Annotated in this window: 22 protein-coding genes; 8 read left to right on the top strand and 14 right to left on the bottom strand. The window is 69.7% G+C overall.

Annotated elements, in window-relative coordinates; genetic code table 11:
- Window positions 1-13: 13 nt before the first annotated feature.
- The 3 genes from VGE03_RS09995 to VGE03_RS09985 are packed head-to-tail and all read left to right on the top strand — an operon-like array spanning window position 14 to window position 1,508.
- Window positions 14-577, top strand: coding sequence for an RNA polymerase sigma factor (locus VGE03_RS09995; RefSeq protein ID WP_331046334.1), 564 nt, complete (start codon window positions 14-16; stop codon window positions 575-577).
- A 5-nt stretch (window positions 578-582) separates the two neighbouring features.
- Window positions 583-1,011 (top strand): hypothetical protein, encoded by a 429-nt coding sequence (locus VGE03_RS09990; RefSeq protein ID WP_331046333.1) that lies wholly within the window; start codon window positions 583-585, stop codon window positions 1,009-1,011.
- Entirely contained in the window at window positions 1,008-1,508 is a 501-nt protein-coding gene (locus VGE03_RS09985; RefSeq protein WP_331046332.1) for a periplasmic heavy metal sensor, read from the top strand. Before VGE03_RS09990 ends, VGE03_RS09985 begins: the two co-directional genes overlap by 4 nt.
- Before the next feature lie 3 nt (window positions 1,509-1,511).
- Here the strand turns inward: VGE03_RS09985 and VGE03_RS09980 are convergent, their stop codons facing one another.
- From VGE03_RS09980 to VGE03_RS09970, 3 genes are all read right to left on the bottom strand, one after another.
- The gene (locus tag VGE03_RS09980; RefSeq protein WP_331046331.1) at window positions 1,512-3,236 is read right to left on the bottom strand and encodes a PAS domain-containing sensor histidine kinase; all 1,725 of its coding nucleotides are present in this window, start codon (window positions 3,234-3,236) and stop codon (window positions 1,512-1,514) included.
- Between the two features lie 257 nt (window positions 3,237-3,493).
- The gene (locus VGE03_RS09975; RefSeq protein ID WP_331046330.1) at window positions 3,494-4,066 is read right to left on the bottom strand and encodes a hypothetical protein; all 573 of its coding nucleotides are present in this window, start codon (window positions 4,064-4,066) and stop codon (window positions 3,494-3,496) included.
- Window positions 4,067-4,163: 97 nt separating this feature from the next.
- Entirely contained in the window at window positions 4,164-4,574 is a 411-nt protein-coding gene (locus VGE03_RS09970; RefSeq protein ID WP_331046329.1) for a CBS domain-containing protein, read from the bottom strand.
- A gap of 172 nt (window positions 4,575-4,746) precedes the next feature.
- On the opposite strand from VGE03_RS09970, the gene VGE03_RS09965 reads away from it, so the two are divergent.
- A complete protein-coding gene (locus VGE03_RS09965; RefSeq protein ID WP_331046328.1) occupies window positions 4,747-5,214 on the top strand; it encodes a hypothetical protein in 468 nt (155 codons plus the stop codon).
- Window positions 5,215-5,302: 88 nt separating this feature from the next.
- A complete protein-coding gene (locus VGE03_RS09960; RefSeq protein WP_331046327.1) occupies window positions 5,303-6,796 on the top strand; it encodes an aldehyde dehydrogenase family protein in 1,494 nt (497 codons plus the stop codon).
- A 158-nt stretch (window positions 6,797-6,954) separates the two neighbouring features.
- Here VGE03_RS09960 and VGE03_RS09955 read toward each other — a convergent pair whose 3' ends face one another.
- Genes VGE03_RS09955 through VGE03_RS09940 form a run of 4 tightly spaced genes read right to left on the bottom strand, consistent with a single transcriptional unit; the run spans window position 6,955 to window position 11,595 of the window.
- Entirely contained in the window at window positions 6,955-8,076 is a 1,122-nt protein-coding gene (locus VGE03_RS09955; RefSeq protein WP_331046326.1) for an HlyD family secretion protein, read from the bottom strand.
- Between the two features lie 28 nt (window positions 8,077-8,104).
- The gene (locus tag VGE03_RS09950) at window positions 8,105-9,799 is read right to left on the bottom strand and encodes an MFS transporter (RefSeq protein WP_331046325.1); all 1,695 of its coding nucleotides are present in this window, start codon (window positions 9,797-9,799) and stop codon (window positions 8,105-8,107) included.
- On the bottom strand, window positions 9,796-10,347 hold the full coding sequence (locus tag VGE03_RS09945; protein WP_331046324.1) for a helix-turn-helix domain-containing protein: 552 nt from the start codon (window positions 10,345-10,347) through the stop codon (window positions 9,796-9,798). Before VGE03_RS09945 ends, VGE03_RS09950 begins: the two co-directional genes overlap by 4 nt.
- Window positions 10,348-10,404: 57 nt before the next feature.
- Window positions 10,405-11,595, bottom strand: a complete 1,191-nt coding sequence (locus tag VGE03_RS09940) for a winged helix-turn-helix domain-containing protein (RefSeq protein ID WP_331046323.1) — start codon at window positions 11,593-11,595, stop codon at window positions 10,405-10,407.
- 141 nt (window positions 11,596-11,736) lie between these two features.
- On the opposite strand from VGE03_RS09940, the gene VGE03_RS09935 reads away from it, so the two are divergent.
- The gene (locus VGE03_RS09935; protein WP_331046322.1) at window positions 11,737-13,602 is read left to right on the top strand and encodes a monovalent cation:proton antiporter-2 (CPA2) family protein; all 1,866 of its coding nucleotides are present in this window, start codon (window positions 11,737-11,739) and stop codon (window positions 13,600-13,602) included.
- Here the strand turns inward: VGE03_RS09935 and VGE03_RS09930 are convergent, their stop codons facing one another.
- Window positions 13,603-13,905 carry a UBP-type zinc finger domain-containing protein gene (locus VGE03_RS09930; RefSeq protein WP_331046321.1) on the bottom strand — a complete coding sequence of 101 codons (303 nt, stop codon included), beginning with the start codon at window positions 13,903-13,905 and terminating at the stop codon, window positions 13,603-13,605.
- Between the two features lie 120 nt (window positions 13,906-14,025).
- Between VGE03_RS09930 and dusA the strand changes: the two genes are divergently transcribed.
- Both dusA and VGE03_RS09920 read left to right on the top strand, forming a co-directional pair.
- On the top strand, window positions 14,026-15,057 hold the full coding sequence (dusA, locus tag VGE03_RS09925; protein ID WP_331046320.1) for a tRNA dihydrouridine(20/20a) synthase DusA: 1,032 nt from the start codon (window positions 14,026-14,028) through the stop codon (window positions 15,055-15,057).
- Window positions 15,058-15,169: 112 nt separating this feature from the next.
- Entirely contained in the window at window positions 15,170-15,484 is a 315-nt protein-coding gene (locus tag VGE03_RS09920; RefSeq protein WP_331046319.1) for a hypothetical protein, read from the top strand.
- Between the two features lie 15 nt (window positions 15,485-15,499).
- Here VGE03_RS09920 and VGE03_RS09915 read toward each other — a convergent pair whose 3' ends face one another.
- The 6 genes from VGE03_RS09915 to VGE03_RS09890 form a co-directional block, all read right to left on the bottom strand.
- Entirely contained in the window at window positions 15,500-15,787 is a 288-nt protein-coding gene (locus tag VGE03_RS09915; RefSeq protein ID WP_331046318.1) for a GNAT family N-acetyltransferase, read from the bottom strand.
- A gap of 94 nt (window positions 15,788-15,881) precedes the next feature.
- A complete protein-coding gene (locus VGE03_RS09910; protein ID WP_331046317.1) occupies window positions 15,882-16,283 on the bottom strand; it encodes a hypothetical protein in 402 nt (133 codons plus the stop codon).
- 13 nt (window positions 16,284-16,296) lie between these two features.
- A complete protein-coding gene (locus VGE03_RS09905; protein ID WP_331046316.1) occupies window positions 16,297-16,980 on the bottom strand; it encodes a hypothetical protein in 684 nt (227 codons plus the stop codon).
- A gap of 81 nt (window positions 16,981-17,061) precedes the next feature.
- A complete protein-coding gene (folB, locus tag VGE03_RS09900) occupies window positions 17,062-17,457 on the bottom strand; it encodes a dihydroneopterin aldolase (protein WP_414644927.1) in 396 nt (131 codons plus the stop codon).
- A gap of 3 nt (window positions 17,458-17,460) precedes the next feature.
- A complete protein-coding gene (locus VGE03_RS09895) occupies window positions 17,461-18,219 on the bottom strand; it encodes an SDR family oxidoreductase (RefSeq protein ID WP_331046315.1) in 759 nt (252 codons plus the stop codon).
- Window positions 18,212-18,343 (bottom strand): hypothetical protein, encoded by a 132-nt coding sequence (locus VGE03_RS09890; protein ID WP_331046314.1) that lies wholly within the window; start codon window positions 18,341-18,343, stop codon window positions 18,212-18,214. Before VGE03_RS09890 ends, VGE03_RS09895 begins: the two co-directional genes overlap by 8 nt.
- Window positions 18,344-18,357: the final 14 nt, after the last annotated feature.

Raw genomic sequence — 18,357 nt, 5'->3', positions numbered from 1 at the left:
GAACGAGGGCCGATTGGCGCTGATCGCCGACCCCGACGAGGATCTGGTGCGCCGCGTGGGTCAGGGCGATCCCGCGGCGATTCAGGCCATGGTCGCGCGCAAGCTGCCGCGCATGCTGGCGCTGGCGCGCCGGATGCTGGGCGACGCGGTCGAGGCCGAGGACGTGGCGCAGGAAGCGATGCTGCGGGCCTGGCGACAGGCGCCGCGATGGGCGCCCGGCAAGGCGCGGTTCGACACCTGGCTGCATCGGGTCGCCCTGAACCTTTGCTACGATCGCCTGCGCCGCAAGCGCGAGATCGCGACGGATACGCCGCCGGATCGCCCGGACGAGGGCGCGGCGCCGGACCGGGGCCTGCTGGCGGCGGATGTCGGCGTCCGGGTCGAAAGCGCGCTGGCGCGTTTGCCGGATCGCCAGAGAGAGGCCATCGTCCTGTGTCACTATCAGGAGTTGACCAATATCGAGGCCGCGGCCCTGATGGACGTCAGCGTCGAGGCGTTGGAAAGTCTGCTGTCCCGAGGACGGCGGGCGTTGAGACTGGCCCTGGCCGATATGCGGCCGGGGGCTGAAGGAGCGTGAGTGTGATGACGGCGGAACGGTTCATCGCCCTGGTGTCGGCCTATGGGGCCGACGAACGGCGCTGGCCTGAAAGCGAGCGGGCGGCGGCGCGGGCCTTCATGGCGGCCGAGCCCGAACGCGCGCGCCTTGCGCTGGCGGAAGCGGACGCCGTCGACGCGCTGCTGCACGCCGTCCCGACGCCGCAGGTGTCGATGGCCCTGCGCGATCGGGTGCTGGCCTCCGCCGCGGAGGCCGGGCTCAAGGTCGGCAAGCATGGCCGCCGCTGGCTGGACCGCCTGACCCTGCTGTTCGGCGCGGGGTGGGCCGCGGCCGCCTGCGCCGGGGTCGCCGCCGGTGTGATCATGACGGCTCATCTGACGGCGGACGCCCAGGCGGACGCAGTGCTCTACCAGTCCACCCTGCAGGGTGTGGATGACGCGGAGGTTCTGGGTTGAGCCCTAAAGCCCTGAAGATCGCCCTGGCCGCCTCGGTGGCGCTGAACCTGTTCGCCGTCGCCGCGGGAGGGACCATCTGGGTCACTCACAAGCGCGCGGAGCAACGGATCGAGGCCCTGCAGCGCCCCGCGCGCGAGCACTCGCCCATGGCGCTGATCCGTCAGCTGGACCCCCAGGTCCGTCAGAGGGTGAAGGCGACGCTGAAGGCGTCGGCCCTGGCCGCCAAGCCCGATTTCGAGGAGGCCCGCCAGAAGCGCCGCGCCGCCGTCGATCTGGCGTCCCAGCCCAATTTCGACCCGGTCCGGGCGCGCACCCTGCTGGAAGAATCGCGCGCCGCGGAGCTGCGCGGCCGCGCCCGTCTCGAGGCGGACGCCGTGCAGTTGCTGGCTACGCTGGACCCGGCTGATCGTCAGGCGCTGTCTGAAATCCTGACCCGCCGCGGTCGCGTCGTCGCCCGGGACCGGGATGACGGGGCGCAGGCCGCCGCGAAGAAATAGGGCTCAGGCGGCGCGGGCCTGAGCCTGGCTCCCCGGACGCCGGATCGGCAGGTCGAAGCTGACGGTCGTGCCCCGGCCGGGCTCGCTCTCCATCACCAGCGCTCCGCCGTGCAGCTCGATCAGCGACTTGGTCAGGGCCAGCCCCAGGCCGGTGCCCTGCGTCGTCTTGGAGTGCTGGCCCTCGACCTGTTCGAACGGGCGGGCCAGACGGGCCAGGTCTTCCGGCGCGATGCCGATGCCGGTGTCGGTCACCGCCAGACGCACCCGATCATCGTCCAGGCGGGACAGGGCGACGATGATGTCGCCGCCCTCGGGCGTGAACTTCACCGCGTTGGAGATCAGGTTCAGCACCACCTGCTTCAGACCGCGATGATCGGCCTCGATCTCCGGCAGCTCGGCCGCGTCGACGACCAGCTTCAGCCCGGCCTCCTCGATCTTGCCGCGCATCAGGCGGGTCGCGTCGTCGACGATCTCCTTCAGCGAAACCTGCTCGTAGTGCAGGGTCAGCTTGCCGGCCTCGATCTTGGCCATGTCGAGGATGTCGTTGATCAGGCTGAGCAGGTGCTGGCCCGACTTCAGGATGTCGCCTGAGTAGCCCTTGTACTTCTCGTGCCCCAGCGGCCCGAACAGCTCGCCGGCCATGATCTCCGAGAAGCCGTTGATGGCGTTCAGCGGGGTGCGAAGTTCATGGCTCATATTGGCCAGGAACTCGGACTTGGCCTGGTTGGCGGCTTCGGCGCGGGTCATGGCGACCTCGTACTTGCGGGCCAGCAGGGACAGTTTCTCCTCGCGGTCCTCCAGTTCGGCGATGGTCGCGTGCAGGCGTTCAACCGCCCGCTGGCGCTCCGCCTCCTTCTGCTTGATAGCGGTGATGTCGGCGGCCGAGACCACCGAGCCGCCGTCCGAGGTGAAGCGCTCGACCAGCTGCAGCCAGCGGCCGTCGACCAGCTCGACCTCGCGGGCGCCCGCGCGTCCGCCGGCGGCGGGCTGTTCGGACTTGATGGCCAGGGCCGCGATGCGGTTCAGGTCCTGCTTGAAGGCGCCCTTGCGGACCACGCCGTCCTCGAAGGCGAAGGCGTCCTGGAAGGCCTGGTTGGACAGCAGCAGGCGACCGTTCTTGTCGAACAGGACGAAGGCGTCCGAAATGCTTTCGATGCCGTCCCGCAGCCGGCCCTCGGCGGACTGGGCCTGCGCCTTGGCGCGACGGGCCTCCGTGGTGTCGAGGGCGACGCCCAGCACCGAGGTGAAGCCGTCCTGTCCCCGGTCGCCGCGCGCCTGGCCGCGGGCGTCGATCCAGCGCGCGCGGCCGTTCTCGTCGGGCACCGGGAAGCTGACCTCAAACGCGCCGTAGGTCTGGGCCTGCCGCAACGCGTGGGCCACGGCCTCGCGATAGCGCGGATGGATGCGGTCCATGACCGCGTCCTCGGACAGGGTGCCGCTGCGGTCCACGCCCAGCAGACCGGCCATATAGTCCGAGATGGTGACCTGACCGGTTTCCAGGTCCCAGTCCCACACGCCGCAATGGGCGGCCTCGACCGCGCCGCGGAAGCGTCGCTCGGACGCGGCCCAGGCGCGGCTGATTCCCATCTGGCGCCGCTGCATGACGACGACCAGCGCCAGGGTGAACAGGCCGATCGCGATCGGCGGGCCGAGCACCCAGAGATCGGAGAAGGAGAAGCCGCCTGCGGTCGCCTGCGGTCCGGTCACGTCGCGTGCGACGAGCAGCACGTGGGCGGTGATCGCCAGGGCCAGCGTCAGGATGGCGATACGCAGCCACGCGGGCGCTCCACGCTCACGGTCGGAGGCGCGTCGTCCTTGTGGTGATATGCGGCGTTCCTCACCCCGCAAGGCGCTCTCCCGGACGATTCGACAACGAGCCCCGAATCTAGGCTGCGTCGCGGATTCGTGTCGAGCAGGGTTAACCCTGAATCAACGTTCTCGAACGGGGTGAGTCACGAGAGTCGCACTCGGCGATTCGTGACCTGTCAGGCGGCCTGGGGCGCGGGCGTCGCGGCGCTGTCGAGCGTCGGCGCCGCCAGCACGTCCGTGACGGATTTCAGGATCGTGCGGGCCTCACGGGCCAGGGCGCGCATCTCCGGCGGCGCGTCGTCCGGCGCCTCGTCGACCGAGGACAGCAGGCGGGCGGCGAGGTCCATCAGCTTCGGCGCCGCCGCGATCAGGCGGGCCTGGAATTCGATCTGGTCGGGATCCCGGTCGTACTCGGCGCCCGGCACGCGCCAGCCGCCCCAGTCCGCCTTGTCAGTGACTACGACGGGATAGGTTCCCGGGAAGGGATGGTGGGGGCAGTCCTCGGCGTTCTGCCACTTGTTCCGGGCGCGCATCAGACGCCAGTTCTGGCCGACGTCGGCGGCGGAATCCTCAACGGGAAGCAGGAGCTCGTGGCCCAGAAACTCACGACCCAGCCCGACGTCGTAGGTGACGCGGACGGGCTCCTCGAAGCCCTTGGCCCAGACGGGTTGAACCTTCTCGATCTGGGCCCACGCGCCGACGCATTCGACCCAGACCTTCTGGCCCTTCTGGAATTGCGCGCGCGCCATGAACCGCTCCCGTGTTGCAGCGGCGCACAATGCGGGCGCGCGGATGAACAGGCGGTTTGGCGAAAGGGTGAAGCGGGCGTTAACGCCCGCCCCGCCGTCAGTTGCGCGAGATGTCTTCCAGCGCCTCGCCCGCGTACTTTTCCTTCACGCGGGTGGAGAGGTCGCCCAGCGACACCACGCCCACCAGCCGGTCGTCCTTGTCCAGCACCGGGAGGCGACGGACCTGTCGGGTGCTCATGGCGTCGAGCACCGTCTTGAGATCGTCGTCGGCGCGCGCGGTGTGGGGATCGCGGGTGATGAACTCGACCACCGGCGCGCTAGCGGCGACGCCGCCGGCGATGGCGCGCACGACGATGTCCCGATCCGTGATCGTCCCGATCAGCCGGTCTTCATCCGCGACGGGCATGAAACCGAAGCCGCCGTCATGCATGCGGCGCGCGACGTCCTGCAGGCTGTCGCCGGGGCGGGCCACCTGCACGTCCTTGCTCATCAGATCACGTACCTTCATCGGCTCTCTCCCTCGATTGGTTCGCGGACAGAAACCGCCGCGGCTGATCCCGGTTCCGGTTCATCTAGATGACGGCCGGACAACGGCGGTCTCAGGCTGACGTCAGCGGCGCCGTGTTTTCTTCACGTCCAGACGCCGGACCCATCGGCGCATCGAGATGAGGATGAAGACCATGAAGCTTGCGCTCCACCACAAGGCGTTGCTCGCCCTCGCGGCCGCGTCGACCCTGATGGTCGCCGCGCCGGCGACGGCCCAGAACCGTGAGGCCGAATATTACGGCTACGGCGCGGACCACCCCTATGACGTCTGGGGGCGGGATATCGAGCCGCGGCAGGCCGCCCTGCGACAGCAGGTCCGTCGCGCCGCCGCCAACGGCCAGATCAGCCAGAACCGCCTGCACGGCATCCAGATGGCCTTTGACCAGCTTGATCGGGTCAAGGCGACCTATCGCCGGGGCGGCTACAACCGGTCGGAGGTGAATGACATCAACACCCGGCTCGAAAGGATCGAGGCCCAGCTGCGCTACGGCGGCCGCGGCCGGGATCGTTGGGATGATCGCCGGGACTACCGGTACGACGATCGTGGTTACGACGGCTACGATCGCGACCCGGGCCGGGGTTACGACCGCCGCCGGTACTGACCGGACAGGGGCCGCGCCGGAGACGGCGCGGCCCTTTCGTTTGCCTGCCCGGGCCGCTAAGCGCTCCTCATCGGCATGGAGAACGACGATGACCGCGGCGAACGAGGCGAAGGCCATTCTTGAGCGACTGGGCGTGGACGCCGCGGTCTGGAACGGCCACCTGCCGACCCGGTCTCCGATCGACGGCTCCAGCGCCGGGTCGGTGACGGAAACCCCGGATCTCGGCGGCGTCGTCGGCCGCTCGGTTGAGGCCTTCCACGCCTGGAAGCGCGTGCCGGCGCCGCGTCGTGGTGAACTGGTCCGCCTGTTCGGCGAGGAGCTTCGCGCCTCCAAGGACGACCTCGCCCGACTGGTCACCCTGGAGGCCGGCAAGATCGTGTCCGAGGGGCTCGGCGAGGTTCAGGAGATGATCGACATCTGCGACTTCGCCGTCGGCCTGTCGCGCCAGCTCTACGGCCTGACGCTGGCCAGCGAGCGCCCCGGCCATCACATGCGCGAGACGTACCAGCCGCTGGGCCCCGTGCTGGTCATCTCGGCCTTCAACTTCCCGGTCGCCGTCTGGGCGTGGAACGCCTGCCTGGCGCTGGTGTGCGGCGATCCGGTGATCTGGAAACCGTCCGAGAAGACTCCGCTGACGGCCTTGGGCACGCAGGCCGTGTTCGAACGGGCCCTGGCCCGGTTCGCCGAAGCGCCGGAAGGCCTGTCGCAACTCGTCATCGGCGGACGTGAGGCAGGCGAGACGCTGGCCGCCGACGCGCGCATCCCGCTGGTCTCGGCCACCGGTTCGACCCGCATGGGCAAGGCCGTGGCGCAGACCGTCGCCGGGCGTCTGGGCCGTTCACTGCTGGAGCTGGGCGGCAACAACGCCATGGTCGTCACGCCCAGCGCCGATCTGGACATGGCCGTGCGCGCGGTCGCCTTCTCGGCGGTGGGCACGGCGGGGCAGCGCTGCACCACCCTGCGCCGTCTGCTGGTGCATGAGAGCGTGGCGGACAAGCTGGTCGCCCGCCTGAAGGCCGCCTACGAGACCCTGCCCATCGGCGACCCGCGCGACGCCGGGACCCTGGTCGGTCCGCTGATCGACGTGCCCGCCGTCGAGGCCTTCGAGGCGGCGCTGAAGCAGGCGGTCGAGCAGGGCGGCGAGATCGTCACCGGCGGCGGCCGGGTCGAGGCTGAAGGGGCCTACGTCAAACCCGCGATCGTCCGCATGCCGGCCCAGACCGCAGTGGTCCAGCACGAGACCTTCGCCCCGATCCTCTACGTCCTCACCTGGTCGGACTTCGACCAGGCGGTCGAGCTGCAGAACGCCGTGCCGCAGGGCCTGTCGTCCTGCGTCTTCACCGACAGCGTGCGCGAGGCCGAACAATTCCTGTCGGCGTGGGGTTCGGACTGCGGCATCGCCAACGTCAACATCGGCCCCTCGGGCGCCGAGATCGGCGGGGCGTTCGGCGGTGAAAAGGACACCGGCGGCGGCCGTGAATCCGGCTCGGACGCCTGGAAGGCCTACATGCGCCGCCAGACCCAGACCGTGAATTTCTCATCGGCCCTGCCGCTGGCGCAGGGCGTCAAATTCGACGTCTGACGATCCTGCGAATAGGCTGGCTCAACCATCTCGGAGGGGGCTGCAATGGGTACGATGAGCATCTGGCACTGGATCATTGTGCTGCTGTTTCTGGGTGCTCCCATAGGGGGCGTGATCGCGATCATCGTCCTGTTGAGCCGTCGCAAGAAGTAGACGGGTCAGCGGGCGCGGGTGTCGACCCGCGCCACCACCGACAGGCCGGGACGAAGACGATCCAGTCCGTCCTGGCCGGGGTCCAGCGCGATGCGCACCGGGACCCGCTGCGCGACTTTGGTGAAGTTGCCGGTGGCGTTGTCCGGGCGGATGACGCTGAACTCCGAGCCCGTGGCCGGGGCGATCTGCTCGACCTTGCCGGTCAGGGTCTGGCCGCCCAGCGCATCGACCGACAGCTCGACCGGCTGGCCGACGCGGATGTCGCGCAGCTGGTTCTCCTTGTAGTTCGCCGTCACCCAGATGCGGTCCGGGACCAGCGCCATCAGCTGCGTGCCGACGGCGACCTGCTGGCCCTGACGCACGGTGATCTCGCCCAGACGACCGTCACGCGGCGCGACGATGCGGGTGTTGGACAGATCGATCTCGGCCAGATGCACGGCGGCGCGGGCGTTCTCGACGGCCGCCTCCAGCGAGCCCCGGCTGACGACGGCCGAAGTGACGCCGGTTTCGGCGATCCCGGTCGCGGCCTGCGCCGCCGCCAGTTGCGCCTGCGCCGCCTGCAGGGCGGTGCGGGTCACATCGACCTGCGCCTGGGCGACCCAGCCGCCCTCGAACAGGGTGCGGGCGCGGTTGTGGTCGGCCTGGGCCTTGGCGACGTTGGCGCGGGCCGCCGCGATGCTGGCGTTGCTCTGGGCGACCGAGCCGCGCGCCGAGTTCTGGGTCTGGGTCGAGTTGGCCAGGGCGGCCTCCGCGGCGTGCAGCTGGGCGCGGGCCTGTTCCAGGCGCTGGCGATAGATCCGGTCATCGATGGTGGCCAGCAACTGGCCCTGTTTCACCGTCTGGAAGTCCTGCACCTCGACCGAGGTGACATAGCCGGTCACCTGCGGGGCGATGACCGTCACCTGTCCGCGCACATAGGCGTTGTCCGTATGCTGAACGCCCGAGGTGAAGGGCGGCAGCCGCCAGGCCCAGAGCACCAGCAGCACGCCCACGATGGCGATGATCACGAGCATGACGCTGATCAGCACGCGTTTCTGCGGCGGCTCGGCGGCGGCCGGAGGCGGTGCGGGCTGAGGAGGCTGCTGGGGCGCCGGCTGGGGGGCGGTGGGGGCGGTCGTGTCGGTCATTGGCGTATCGATCGGGGGGCCTGAAGGTTCAGTCGATGGCGGCGGCCGCGGCCGAAGCGGCGTCGGCGCTCGCGGCCCGTCTTGCGTCGCGTCGGGCGACGAAGCGGGGGCGCAGATGGTGGAAGGTCACCCACAGGCAGCCCAGCGCGGCCACCACGGAGATCACAAGGAAGACGTCGTTGTAGGCCAGCACATGCGCCTGCTGGCTGATCTGCTGCTGCAGCAGGACCTGCCCCTCTGCGGTGCGCAGGGCGGGGTCGCCGATCACCCGGGCATAGGCGCCGGAGAGCTGTTGCAGCCGCTGCACCACGTCCGGATCGCCGAGGCTGATCTGTTCGGACAACTGGTTGGAGTGGAACTTCTCCCGCACCGTCTGGAGGGTGCCGACGAGGGCCGACCCCAGCAGTCCGCCGAGGTTCTGGCCGATGCCGAAAACGACGATGAAGCTGACGAAGTTGTGGGCGCCCTTCTGAAGCACTTCGACCACACCGCTCATCATGGCGGGGCCGATGAAGAAGGCGGCGGCGAAGGCCAGAAGCGCCTGGCTGAAATAGAGCTGTGACGGTCGGGTCAGGACGGTCGAGTGGGAATCCAGGAAGGCGCCGACGGCGATCAGGGCCAGAGAAATGGCGATCGGCTTGTAGAGCTTGGCCGGGTTCATGGTGAAGGCGCTGGTCAGGGACCCGGCCGCCGTGGCGACCAGGATCAGCCAGAACAGGCCGTGCATCTGATCCGGGCCGAGGCCCATCTGGGTCATCAGGCCGACCGCGCCATAGGTCTGTTCGGACAGCACCACGCGGATGCCGATGATGATGATCGCCAGCCGGATGATGGCCGGACCCGCCATCCATTTGAGATTGATCAGCGGGGTCTTGCGATTGAATTCGATGACCACCGCGGCCGTCAGCAGGATGACGGCGCCGATCAGGGCCCAGCCGATCCACGCGGCCTCGGTCCACCAGACGATCCGGCCCAGCCCCAGCACGGCGGTCAGCAGGGCGATCCCCGGGGCGAACAGGGCGAAGGTCAGGAAGTCCATCTTCTCGAAGGCCCTGAACCGCTCGGACGGCGGAGCACGGAGCGCGAAAACGGCCGCCAGCGACAGCAGGGACAGGCCCAGCTCGAACACATGGAAGCCCCTCCACTCAGACAGGTCGACCAGATGGTTGGAGAAGATGCGCACCGCCGGGAGCGCCAGGCTGGAGGCGCCGATGGCCAGCACCAGCCCCTTCAGCCGATGCGCCGCCGGGAAGGCCTGGATGGTGTAGAGCACGCCCAGGGTGGTCAGCGCGGCCGAGGCCATGCCGGCGAAGCCCCGCACGATCAGGGTGGACTGGTAGTCCTCGAAGAACAGGGCGCCGACGCTGATCAGGGCGTAGGCGATCAGGAAGATCTCGGCGAACAGCCGCAAGCCGTACTGCATCCGGAACTTGACCAGCAGCAGGTTCATGCAGGCGTTGGTCATCACGAAGACGACCGGCAACCAGGCCGCCTCGGTCAGGGTAATCCCCAGCGCTCCGGCCAGTTGCTGGGTGTTGGCCGTCACCATGGCCGAGCCGATGCTGCCGGTGGCGGTCACCAGCATGCCGACGGCGAAATAGGCCAGCCGGTAGGGGAGGGTGTGGTCCGGGGTGGCGGGCGAGCCGGGGAACATCGGCCGCTCGTGCGGCTTCAGCGTCTGGACGTACTCGGCCCAGGGCAGGTTGAAGTTCTTGCGGCTCATGTCCGCGCCCTCACCGCGTCCAGTACAAGCTCCAGCGTTCGACGGGCGATGGCGTTCCGTTCGGCGGGCTTCGCATTATGGATGCCGCCGCCCAGCATGGCGGCCAGAACCCGGATGTCGGACGCCTTCAGATCGCCGCGGACGACGCCGGCGGCCTGCGACACCTTCAGTGACGGCATGGCGGCCTTGACCATGGCCTCGCGCAGCGGGGTCAGGATGTCCGGCGACGGCGAGGCGCGAACCACTCCGCCCAGCGCCGTGTTGCGGACCAGCCGGGCCGACAGGTTTGTCAGGAAGTCGGGGAAGGCGTCCGGCGCGGTCGGGGCCGAAAACTGCTCGCCCAGTTCGGCCACGTCGTCCAGCAGCACCGCTAGGGCGATCTCGGTGCGCCCGGGGAAGTTCCGGTACAGGGTCGCCCGGCCCACGCCCGCCCGTTCGGCGATACGGTCCAGCGGCGCGTCGATGCCTTCTTCGGCGAACACCGCCCGGGCGGCGTCCAGCAGCGCGGCGCGGCGATCGGCGGCGTCTTTTCGGAGGGGGCGATCCATGATCGCGGCTAAGTGGACACTGGTGTCCACTTATTCAAGGGGCGGCCGAAGGCTTTTTCAGACGGCGCCGTCCAGCGCCTCCGCCAGATCGCCCTTGCCCACGACATGGACCCCCTCCAGCCCGAGCCAGCCGGCCATCAGCTTCAGCTCGTGCGCCAGCCGGGCCGCGGTGTCGGGGGTGGCGTCCGGCTCGCGCCAGGCGGCCTGCACCAGCAGTCTCCCGGCCTTGCGATCGGCCTTCAGGTCGACCCGCGCCGTGATCGCCTCGTCCTCGAGGAAGGGCAGGACGTAGTAGCCGTGCTCGCGCTTGTGGGCGGGGGTGTAGATCTCCAGTCGCACCCGTACGCCGAACAGCCGCTCCGTCCGGTCGCGCGCCCAGATCAGGTTGTCGAACGGCGACAGCAGGGCCTGTCCCGTCACCTTGCGCGGGGTTCGCGCGCCGGGCGCCAGATACGCCGTCTGCCGCCAGCCCTTCACCTGGACCGGGGTCAGTTCGCCCGCCTCGATCAGTTCGGCGATCCGCGCCTTCGTCTCGGCCACCGGCATGCGGAACCAGTCGCGCAGGTCGGCCTCGGTGGCGACGCCCAGCGCCCGGGCGGCGATGCGGATCAGCTCACGCTGGGCGTCCGCCTCGTCCGGCGTGGGCAGGTCGACGATGCGGGCGGGCAGGGCGCGCTCGGTCAGGTCATAGACCCGCTCGAAGCCGTTGCGGGTCTTCGTCGTGATCATTCCGGCCCAGAACAGCCACTCCAGCGCGCGCTTGCCGTCTGACCATTCCCACCAGCCGGGCTGGCCGCGCGGCCCGCTGGCGAAGTCGCCGCCGGTCACGGGACCGCGCCGTTCGATCTCGGCCAGCACCCCGTCGATATAGTCGCGCCGCTCGCGGCCGAAGCGGGCGATGCCGGTCCACATGGCGCCCTCCTGCGCCCGCTGCATGCGCCAGCGGAACAGGGGCTGAAGCTCCATCGGCATCAGCGAGGCCTCATGACCCCAGTATTCGAACAGGCTGCGCTTCGGCCCCCAGGCCTCGGCCTCCAGCGCCTCGCGCGGATAGTGGCCGAGCCGCGAGAAGCCCGGCAGGTAATGGGTGCGCGTCACCACATTGACGCTGTCGATCTGCACCACGCCCAGTTTGCGGACGAGGTCGCGGACATGGCTCCGGCCGGGCGTCGCCGGTCGTGTCCTGCCGAAGCCCTGCGCGGCCAGGGCGATGCGGCGGGCGGTCCTGAGGCTGATGGTCTCTGTCACGCGGCCAGCCTAGCGGAACTCTCCCGCCACGCCATGGCGGCAATCGCGGGAAGCGGTCCTCGTCGCCGATCAGGCTGAACCGGGGTGGCGCTTGTCATCCTTGAGCCCCACTATGGAAGCTTCGCGGATGAGGGGACGATCATGGCCGAGGCGACGGGCGGACTTGAGCTTGGGCACGTGGCCGCCCTGCTGGCGGCCGGGGTGGTCGCGGTGCCCCTGTTCCGGCGTCTGCAACTGGGTTCGGTGCTGGGCTATCTGGCCGCCGGCCTGATCATCGGCCCCTTCGGCGTCGGCCTGTTCAAGGAGCCGGAGACCATCCTCCACGTCGCCGAGTTCGGGGTGGTCATCTTCCTGTTCATCATCGGGCTGGAGATGCGACCCACCCGATTGTGGAGCCTCCGGAAGGAAATCTTCGGCCTCGGCGCGGCGCAGGTGCTGGGCGCGGGTCTGTTGCTGACCTTCACCGGGATGGCCGCGGGCCTGTCGGCGCCGGTGGCCTTCATCGCCGCCATGGGCTTCGTGCTCAGCTCGACCGCCGTGATCATGCAGATGCTGGACGAGCGGGGCGAGATCGCCTCGCCGCAGGGCAGCCGCGCCATCTCCATCCTGCTGCTGGAAGACCTGGCCATCGTGCCCCTGCTGGCGATCGTGGCGGTGATGGCCTCGGTCATGGGACTGGCGGGCGAGGGCGGGCCGCCGCTGTGGCGCACGCTTCTGCTGGCCGTGGGCGCCGTGGCGATCGTGCTGGCCGCCGGCAAATTCCTGATGAACCCGGTGTTCCGCATCCTCGCCCGTTACGGCGGCCGCGAGGTGATGACGGCGGCGGCGCTTCTGGTCGTGGTCGGGGCGGCCTGGCTGATGGATCTGGGCGGGCTATCGATGGCCATGGGCGCTTTCCTGGCCGGGGTCCTGCTGTCCGAATCCACCTTCCGGCATCAGCTTGAGGCGGATGTGGAGCCGTTCCGCGCCATCCTGCTGGGCCTGTTCTTCCTCAGCGTCGGCATGTCGCTGGAGCTGTCGGTGGTGTTGGCCGAGTGGCAGGTGGTGATCGGCGGGGTGATCGCCTTCATGGCGGTGAAGGCGGTGGCCATCTACGGCGTCGCCCGCATCTTCAAGGCCAGCGAGCGCGAGTCCGTCGAACGCGCCGTGCTGTTCGCCCAGGGCGGCGAGTTCGCTTTCGTGCTGTATGGCGCGGCCCTGGCCGCCGGGGTGTTCGACGCCCGCATCGCCGCCATCGCCAGCGCCATCGTCATCCTGTCGATGATGCTGACGCCGATCACCACCATCGCGGTTCGCAAGCTGATGCCCGCCGAGACCCTGAACCCGGAAGAGGCGGACGGCGTCGACAGGGCGAAGAACCTGCGCGAGCGGGTCCTGATCATCGGCTTCGGCCGCTTCGCCCAGGTGGTCTCGCAACCCCTGCTGGCCCGGGATGTCGATGTGTCGATCATCGATACCGACGTCGAGATGATCCAGGCCGCCGGGAACTTCGGCTTCAAGGTCTACTACGGCGACGGCGCGCGGCTGGACGTGCTGCGGGCCTCCGGCGCCGACAAGGCCGAGACCATCCTGGTCTGTGTCGACAAGCCCGAGACCGCCGACCGGATCGTCGAACTGGTCAAGGCCGAGTTTCCGCTGACCAAGCTGTTTGTCCGCGCCTATGACCGCGGTCACGCCATCCGTCTGGTGCAGGCCGGAGTGGAGTACCAGCTGCGCGAGACCTTCGAGAGCGCCCTGGTGTTCGGCTATCAGGTGCTGATCGACCTGGGCTTCACCCACGAGCAGGCGCAGGAGACGCTGGAAGACGTCCGTCGTCGCGACGAGGACCGGCTGGCCATCCAGATGGTCGAGGGGATCACCGGTGGGCGGTCGCTGATGCGCGGCAACATCCGCACGACCAAGCCGGAGCCCTACATCAAGCCCCGCCGCGAAGGTCAGGCTCTCAACGAGGAGGCCGCGGAGGCGCTGGAGGAAGAAGAGGAAGAGCGCGAGAAGTCCGGCGTCTGATCAGAAGAATTTGGGGATCGGTCCGACCTGCGGGGTCTTGTCCGGCAGGGTCACGAAGACCTCGTCGACATAGCACCAGCCCCAACCCTCCGGAGGGTCATAGCCCTCGATGATCGGGTGATGCGTCGCGTGGTGGTGGGCGGTCGCGTGGCGGCTGGGGCTGTCGTCGCAGCAGCCGACATGGCCGCAGGTCCGGCACAGGCGCAGGTGCACCCACCAGCCGCCTGTCTTCAGGCACTCCTCGCAGCCCTTCGACTGCGGCGTGACCCGGTTGATGGTGGTGACGTGACCGCAACCCGCCATGGCGCCTCTCCTGCCGAGACCCCACGTTCGCCCCGCCCGGATGGTCGCGCAAGCCGCGAGATCGCCTTCCGGGCCCGTATCGCGTAAAAGCCGCCGCCTCATCCTCCCTCAGGCCCGCCCTTGTCCGACCCGCTCGCCCAGTCCCGCCGCCTGTCCGTCGCGCCCATGATGGACTGGACCGACCGGCACTGCCGCGCCTTCCATCGCGCGCTGTCGACTCGCGCCCTGCTGTACACCGAGATGGTCACGGCCCCGGCGGTGGTCCACGGCGACCGTGACCGGCTGCTGGGTTTCGACAAGGTGGAGCATCCGGTGGCGCTGCAGATCGGCGGGTCGGATCCGGCCCAGCTGGCCGAGGCGGCGCGGATCGGCGAGCAGTACGGCTACGACGAGATCAACCTGAACGTCGGCTGCCCGTCCGACCGGGTCCAGTCCGGCAAGTTCGGGGCCTGCCTGATGCGCGAGCCCGAGCTGGTCGCGGACTGCATGGCCGCCATCAAGGAAGCCGTCTCGGTCCCCGCCACCGTCAAATGCCGGATCGGGGTCGATGACCAGGACCCCGAGGTCAGCCTGTTCGCCACCGTCGACGCCAGCGCCGCCGTCGGGATCGACACCTTCATCGTCCATGCCCGCAAGGCCTGGTTGAAGGGGTTGTCGCCCAAGGAAAACCGTGACGTGCCGCCGCTGGACTACGCCCTGGTGCGTCGCCTGAAGCGCGAGCGGCCGCACCTGTCGATCAGCATCAACGGCGGCATCGCGAACCTGGATGAGGCCGAGGCCCATCTGGACGCCTCTGACGGCGTGCAACTGGACGGGGTCATGCTGGGGCGCGCGGCCTATCACGAGCCCGCCCTGCTCGGTGAGGCTGACCGCCGTCTTTACGGCGCGACCGGCCCGGACGTGGACGCCTTCGAGGCGCTGGAGCGTTATCGCCCCTATCTGACGGCCCGGCTGGAGGAGGGGGTGCATCTGGCGCACATGACCCGCCACCTGCTCGGCGTCATGCACGGCCGCGCGGGGGCTCGCGCCTTCCGCCGTATCCTGACCGTCGAGGCGGTGAAGCCGGGCGCCGGGATCGACGTGGTGGATCGCGCGGTCGAGGCCGTGCGCGAGGCAGAAGCCCGCATGGAGGCGCGCGAGGACGCCGCCTGACCGCGGCGTACCTGAGGCGTGGGAGCCACAGCCCCGCTTTTGTCGAATCCGGCCCGGTTAACGCGGGAACTCCCGGGAGTCGGCCTGCATTGCCAATGCAGGAGGACCAGCCATGCCCAAGCGCACACCGCCTGCCCAGCCCGACCTGCGCCTCGTTCAGGCCGAGGCTGAAATCTATGATCTGATGCGCAAGCCGGAGACCACGGCGGACCGCGTGAAACGCCTGCAGATGGAGGCGCGGGCGCTGGCGGTCGAGCAGGTCGAGGCGCTCGAGGTGGTGCTCATGCAGGCCGCGGCCATGGCCCGTGAGATCGCCGAGGGCGGGGACGCCTACCCCGTCGGCGCGCGTGAGATCGCCGGGCGCCTGGCCAGCGATCTGCCGTCGAAGTCGGAGACCCTGAAGGCGATCGTCAGCCGGTCGCTCTGACCGGCCCGGGACGGGTCAGGCCAGCAGGTCGTTGTATTCCGGGTGCCGGCGGTGCCACAGGACGGCGTAGCTGCAGCGGGGCTGGAGCTTCAGGCCCTCGGTGCGGGCGTGGGCGGCGAGGGACTGCATGAACCGGCCCGCCGCACCGCCGCCGCGCAGGGCGGGGTCCGCCTCGACGTGCAGGATCACCCGCACCCCGTCGTGGACCGCATAGTCGGCGAAGACCACGCGGGTCTGACCTTCGGCGTCGGCGAAACCCTGCTCGAAGCGCTGCTCGTCGCGAACGTCGCGGAAGGTGGTCATGGGAGGGCTCCGGCTTGTGTCGGCGAACCAATCCCCGGAGACGCGCGGCGTTCCCTGACGCCGGCTGATCCTTCCGTGGCGTGTCGTCGGGGTCTCAGGGTGCGCGGCCGCCGATCAGGGCGCGGGCGCCGAGGACGCTCCGGATCGTGAACCAGACGCCGAGCAACAGCAGGGCCGCGCAGAACAGGAACAGCATCGGGATGCCGACGTAGAGGGTCGTCAGCCACAGGCTCAGCCCCCAGGCCAGAGTGAACAGGGCGGCCCAGATGAAACCCGACCAGAACAGACGGATCTGCGCGTCGATGTGGGCGCGGACCAGCGGGGCGGCGGTCGTCCGGCCCAGATAGGCGATGATCACGCCGATGATGGCGCTCAGACCGCCGGTCGGCAGGGTCAGGGCGTAGAGGACCCAGCTCGTCAGGGGCGCCGCGCGTCCACCGGTCCCGGCTCCGTCGCCGCTCGGGGCGAGGGCCTTGTCCGGGCTCGTATGGGACATCAGCGCGCCTTTCTCAGATCCACCAGCTCCGCGGATTGGAAATGGCCTTGCCCGATTTCAGGTTCCAGACGCCGGTCGCGCCGCGCAGCACCACCCACAGGGCGGCGAGGAAGAGCACCGGCACGCCAAGACCGAACGGCGCGGCCAGCAGGATGACGCCGGCGGCCACCGCGACCGCCGCCGCCCACAGGGTGCGCTGCTGGAAGATGAAGTGCGACCGCGACAGGGTGTCGTCCGGGCCGGGACGTCCGGTCACCGCCAGCAGGGCGATGGCCGCCGAGACGCCGAGGGTCGGCACGGCCAGCAGGATCAGGGCGTAGACCGCATAGAGGCTCATGCCGCCGCCCGGCGGGTCCTGCACGGGCGGGCCGCGGTCCTTCGAACGGCCGGTGAAGCCCGGCGAGGGCTCGAAGATCGAATCCGCCGAGGCGGGTGATCGCGGCGTCGGCGTGCTTACGGGAGGCGGAATGACCGGCTCCGGGGTTTCGATCACGGCGCGCGGCGCGGGCGGATCGAACAGGTCAGGCTCAGGCTCGGGCGCGGAGGGGCGCTCGGGCTCGGCGGCCGCCTCCACGACGGGCTCGACGACCGGTTCGGGCGCGACATCGCGGTTGCGCCCCTGCAGCGACGCCGCCGAGGCGAAGCCGATATGATCGTCATGATCATCAGGGTGTTGCGGATCGCCGGGTTCGGCCATCGGAGGTCCTTCAAGTCCGATGTCAGGTATGACGGCCCCGCTCGCGCGGCGCAACCTGCCCGACCCGATCAGCGGCCGGAACTAGCGGCCCAGAACCAGCTCGCAGCCCGGAACGGCCGCGCCGCCCAGGGCGCCCGGCTTCTCGATCCGCACGGTGCAGCGGCGCACGCGGGGGTCTTCCAGCATCGCCAGGGCCAGCCGTTCGGCGAAGGTTTCGACCAGCCCGATGTGACCTTCCGCCACGATGGCGCGGGCGGCCTCGGCGACGGTTTCATAGTTGATGGTGTCGCCCAGCCGTTCGATCGGCGCCGGGGTCATCTCCAGCGTCACATCGATGATCAGCCGCTGCAGGCGACCCTGCTCGTGATCGTAGACGCCGATGCCCGCCTCGACCTCGAGGCCGCGCACAAAGACCGTCAGGGCCTCGCGGACCGGGGCGCCGGCGCCGGGGAAGGTCAGGGGGGAGGGGGCTGCCACGGGCTACTCCACAATATCCGGGGTGCGCCAGGCCAGGTGCTGGCCCCCGTCGACGGCGATCATCTGGCCCGTCACGAGGTCGGCTTCAACCAGCCAGCGGACGGCGGCGGCCACGGCCTCGGGGCTTCCCGCCTTCTGCAGGGGCACGGCGGCGGCCTCGGCGGCGAAGTCGTCCGCGCTCTGGTGGATGGACGGCAGGGTCGGCCCCGGGCCGACGCCGTTGACGCGCAGACGCGGCGCCAGCGCCTGGGCCATCGTCCGCGTCGCCCACCACAGGCCGTTGCGCGACAGGGCGTAGGAGAAGAACCGGGGGTCCGGCTTCAGCACCCGCTGGTCCAGCAGGTTGACGATGGAGCCGCCGTCCGGGGCCTGCGCCGCGAAGGCCTCGGACAGCACGATCGGCGCCCGCAGGTTGGTCTCGATGTGAGCGTCCCAACTGTCACGCGTCAGGTCGCCGACCCGGTCGTCCTCGAAGACGGACGCGTTGTTGACCAGCACGGCCAGCGGACCGATGGCCGCGACGGCGGCCGGGACGATCCCGCGCACCTCCGCCTCGTTCGACAGGTCGCCCTGTACCGTGACGGCGCGGCGGCCGAGGGCGCGCACGTCCTCAGCCGCGGCCTCGGCCGCGTCCTTCGAGCCTCGATAGTGGATCACGATGTCGAAGCCGGCGCGGGCCAGCTCCAGACAGATCGCCTTGCCGATCCGCTTGCCGCCGCCGGTGACCAGCGCGGCGCCGCGATCAGCGGGAGACTTAGTCAACCCGGCCGAACTCGATGAAGTTGATCACGCCGAGCACGACGACGAAGCCGAGGATGATGTAGAGGGCCAGCATGGGAAGCTCCTTGATGCGACCGGCAATAAAGCGACCGGCCCCGCTGTTCAAGAATGGATCAGGCC

Origin of the sequence: Brevundimonas sp., from assembly GCF_036400995.1 — a bacterium.
Classification (GTDB): domain Bacteria; phylum Pseudomonadota; class Alphaproteobacteria; order Caulobacterales; family Caulobacteraceae; genus Brevundimonas.
Note: the sequence above shows the minus strand (reverse complement) of the source record. Positions and strands in the feature narration are given on the sequence as shown.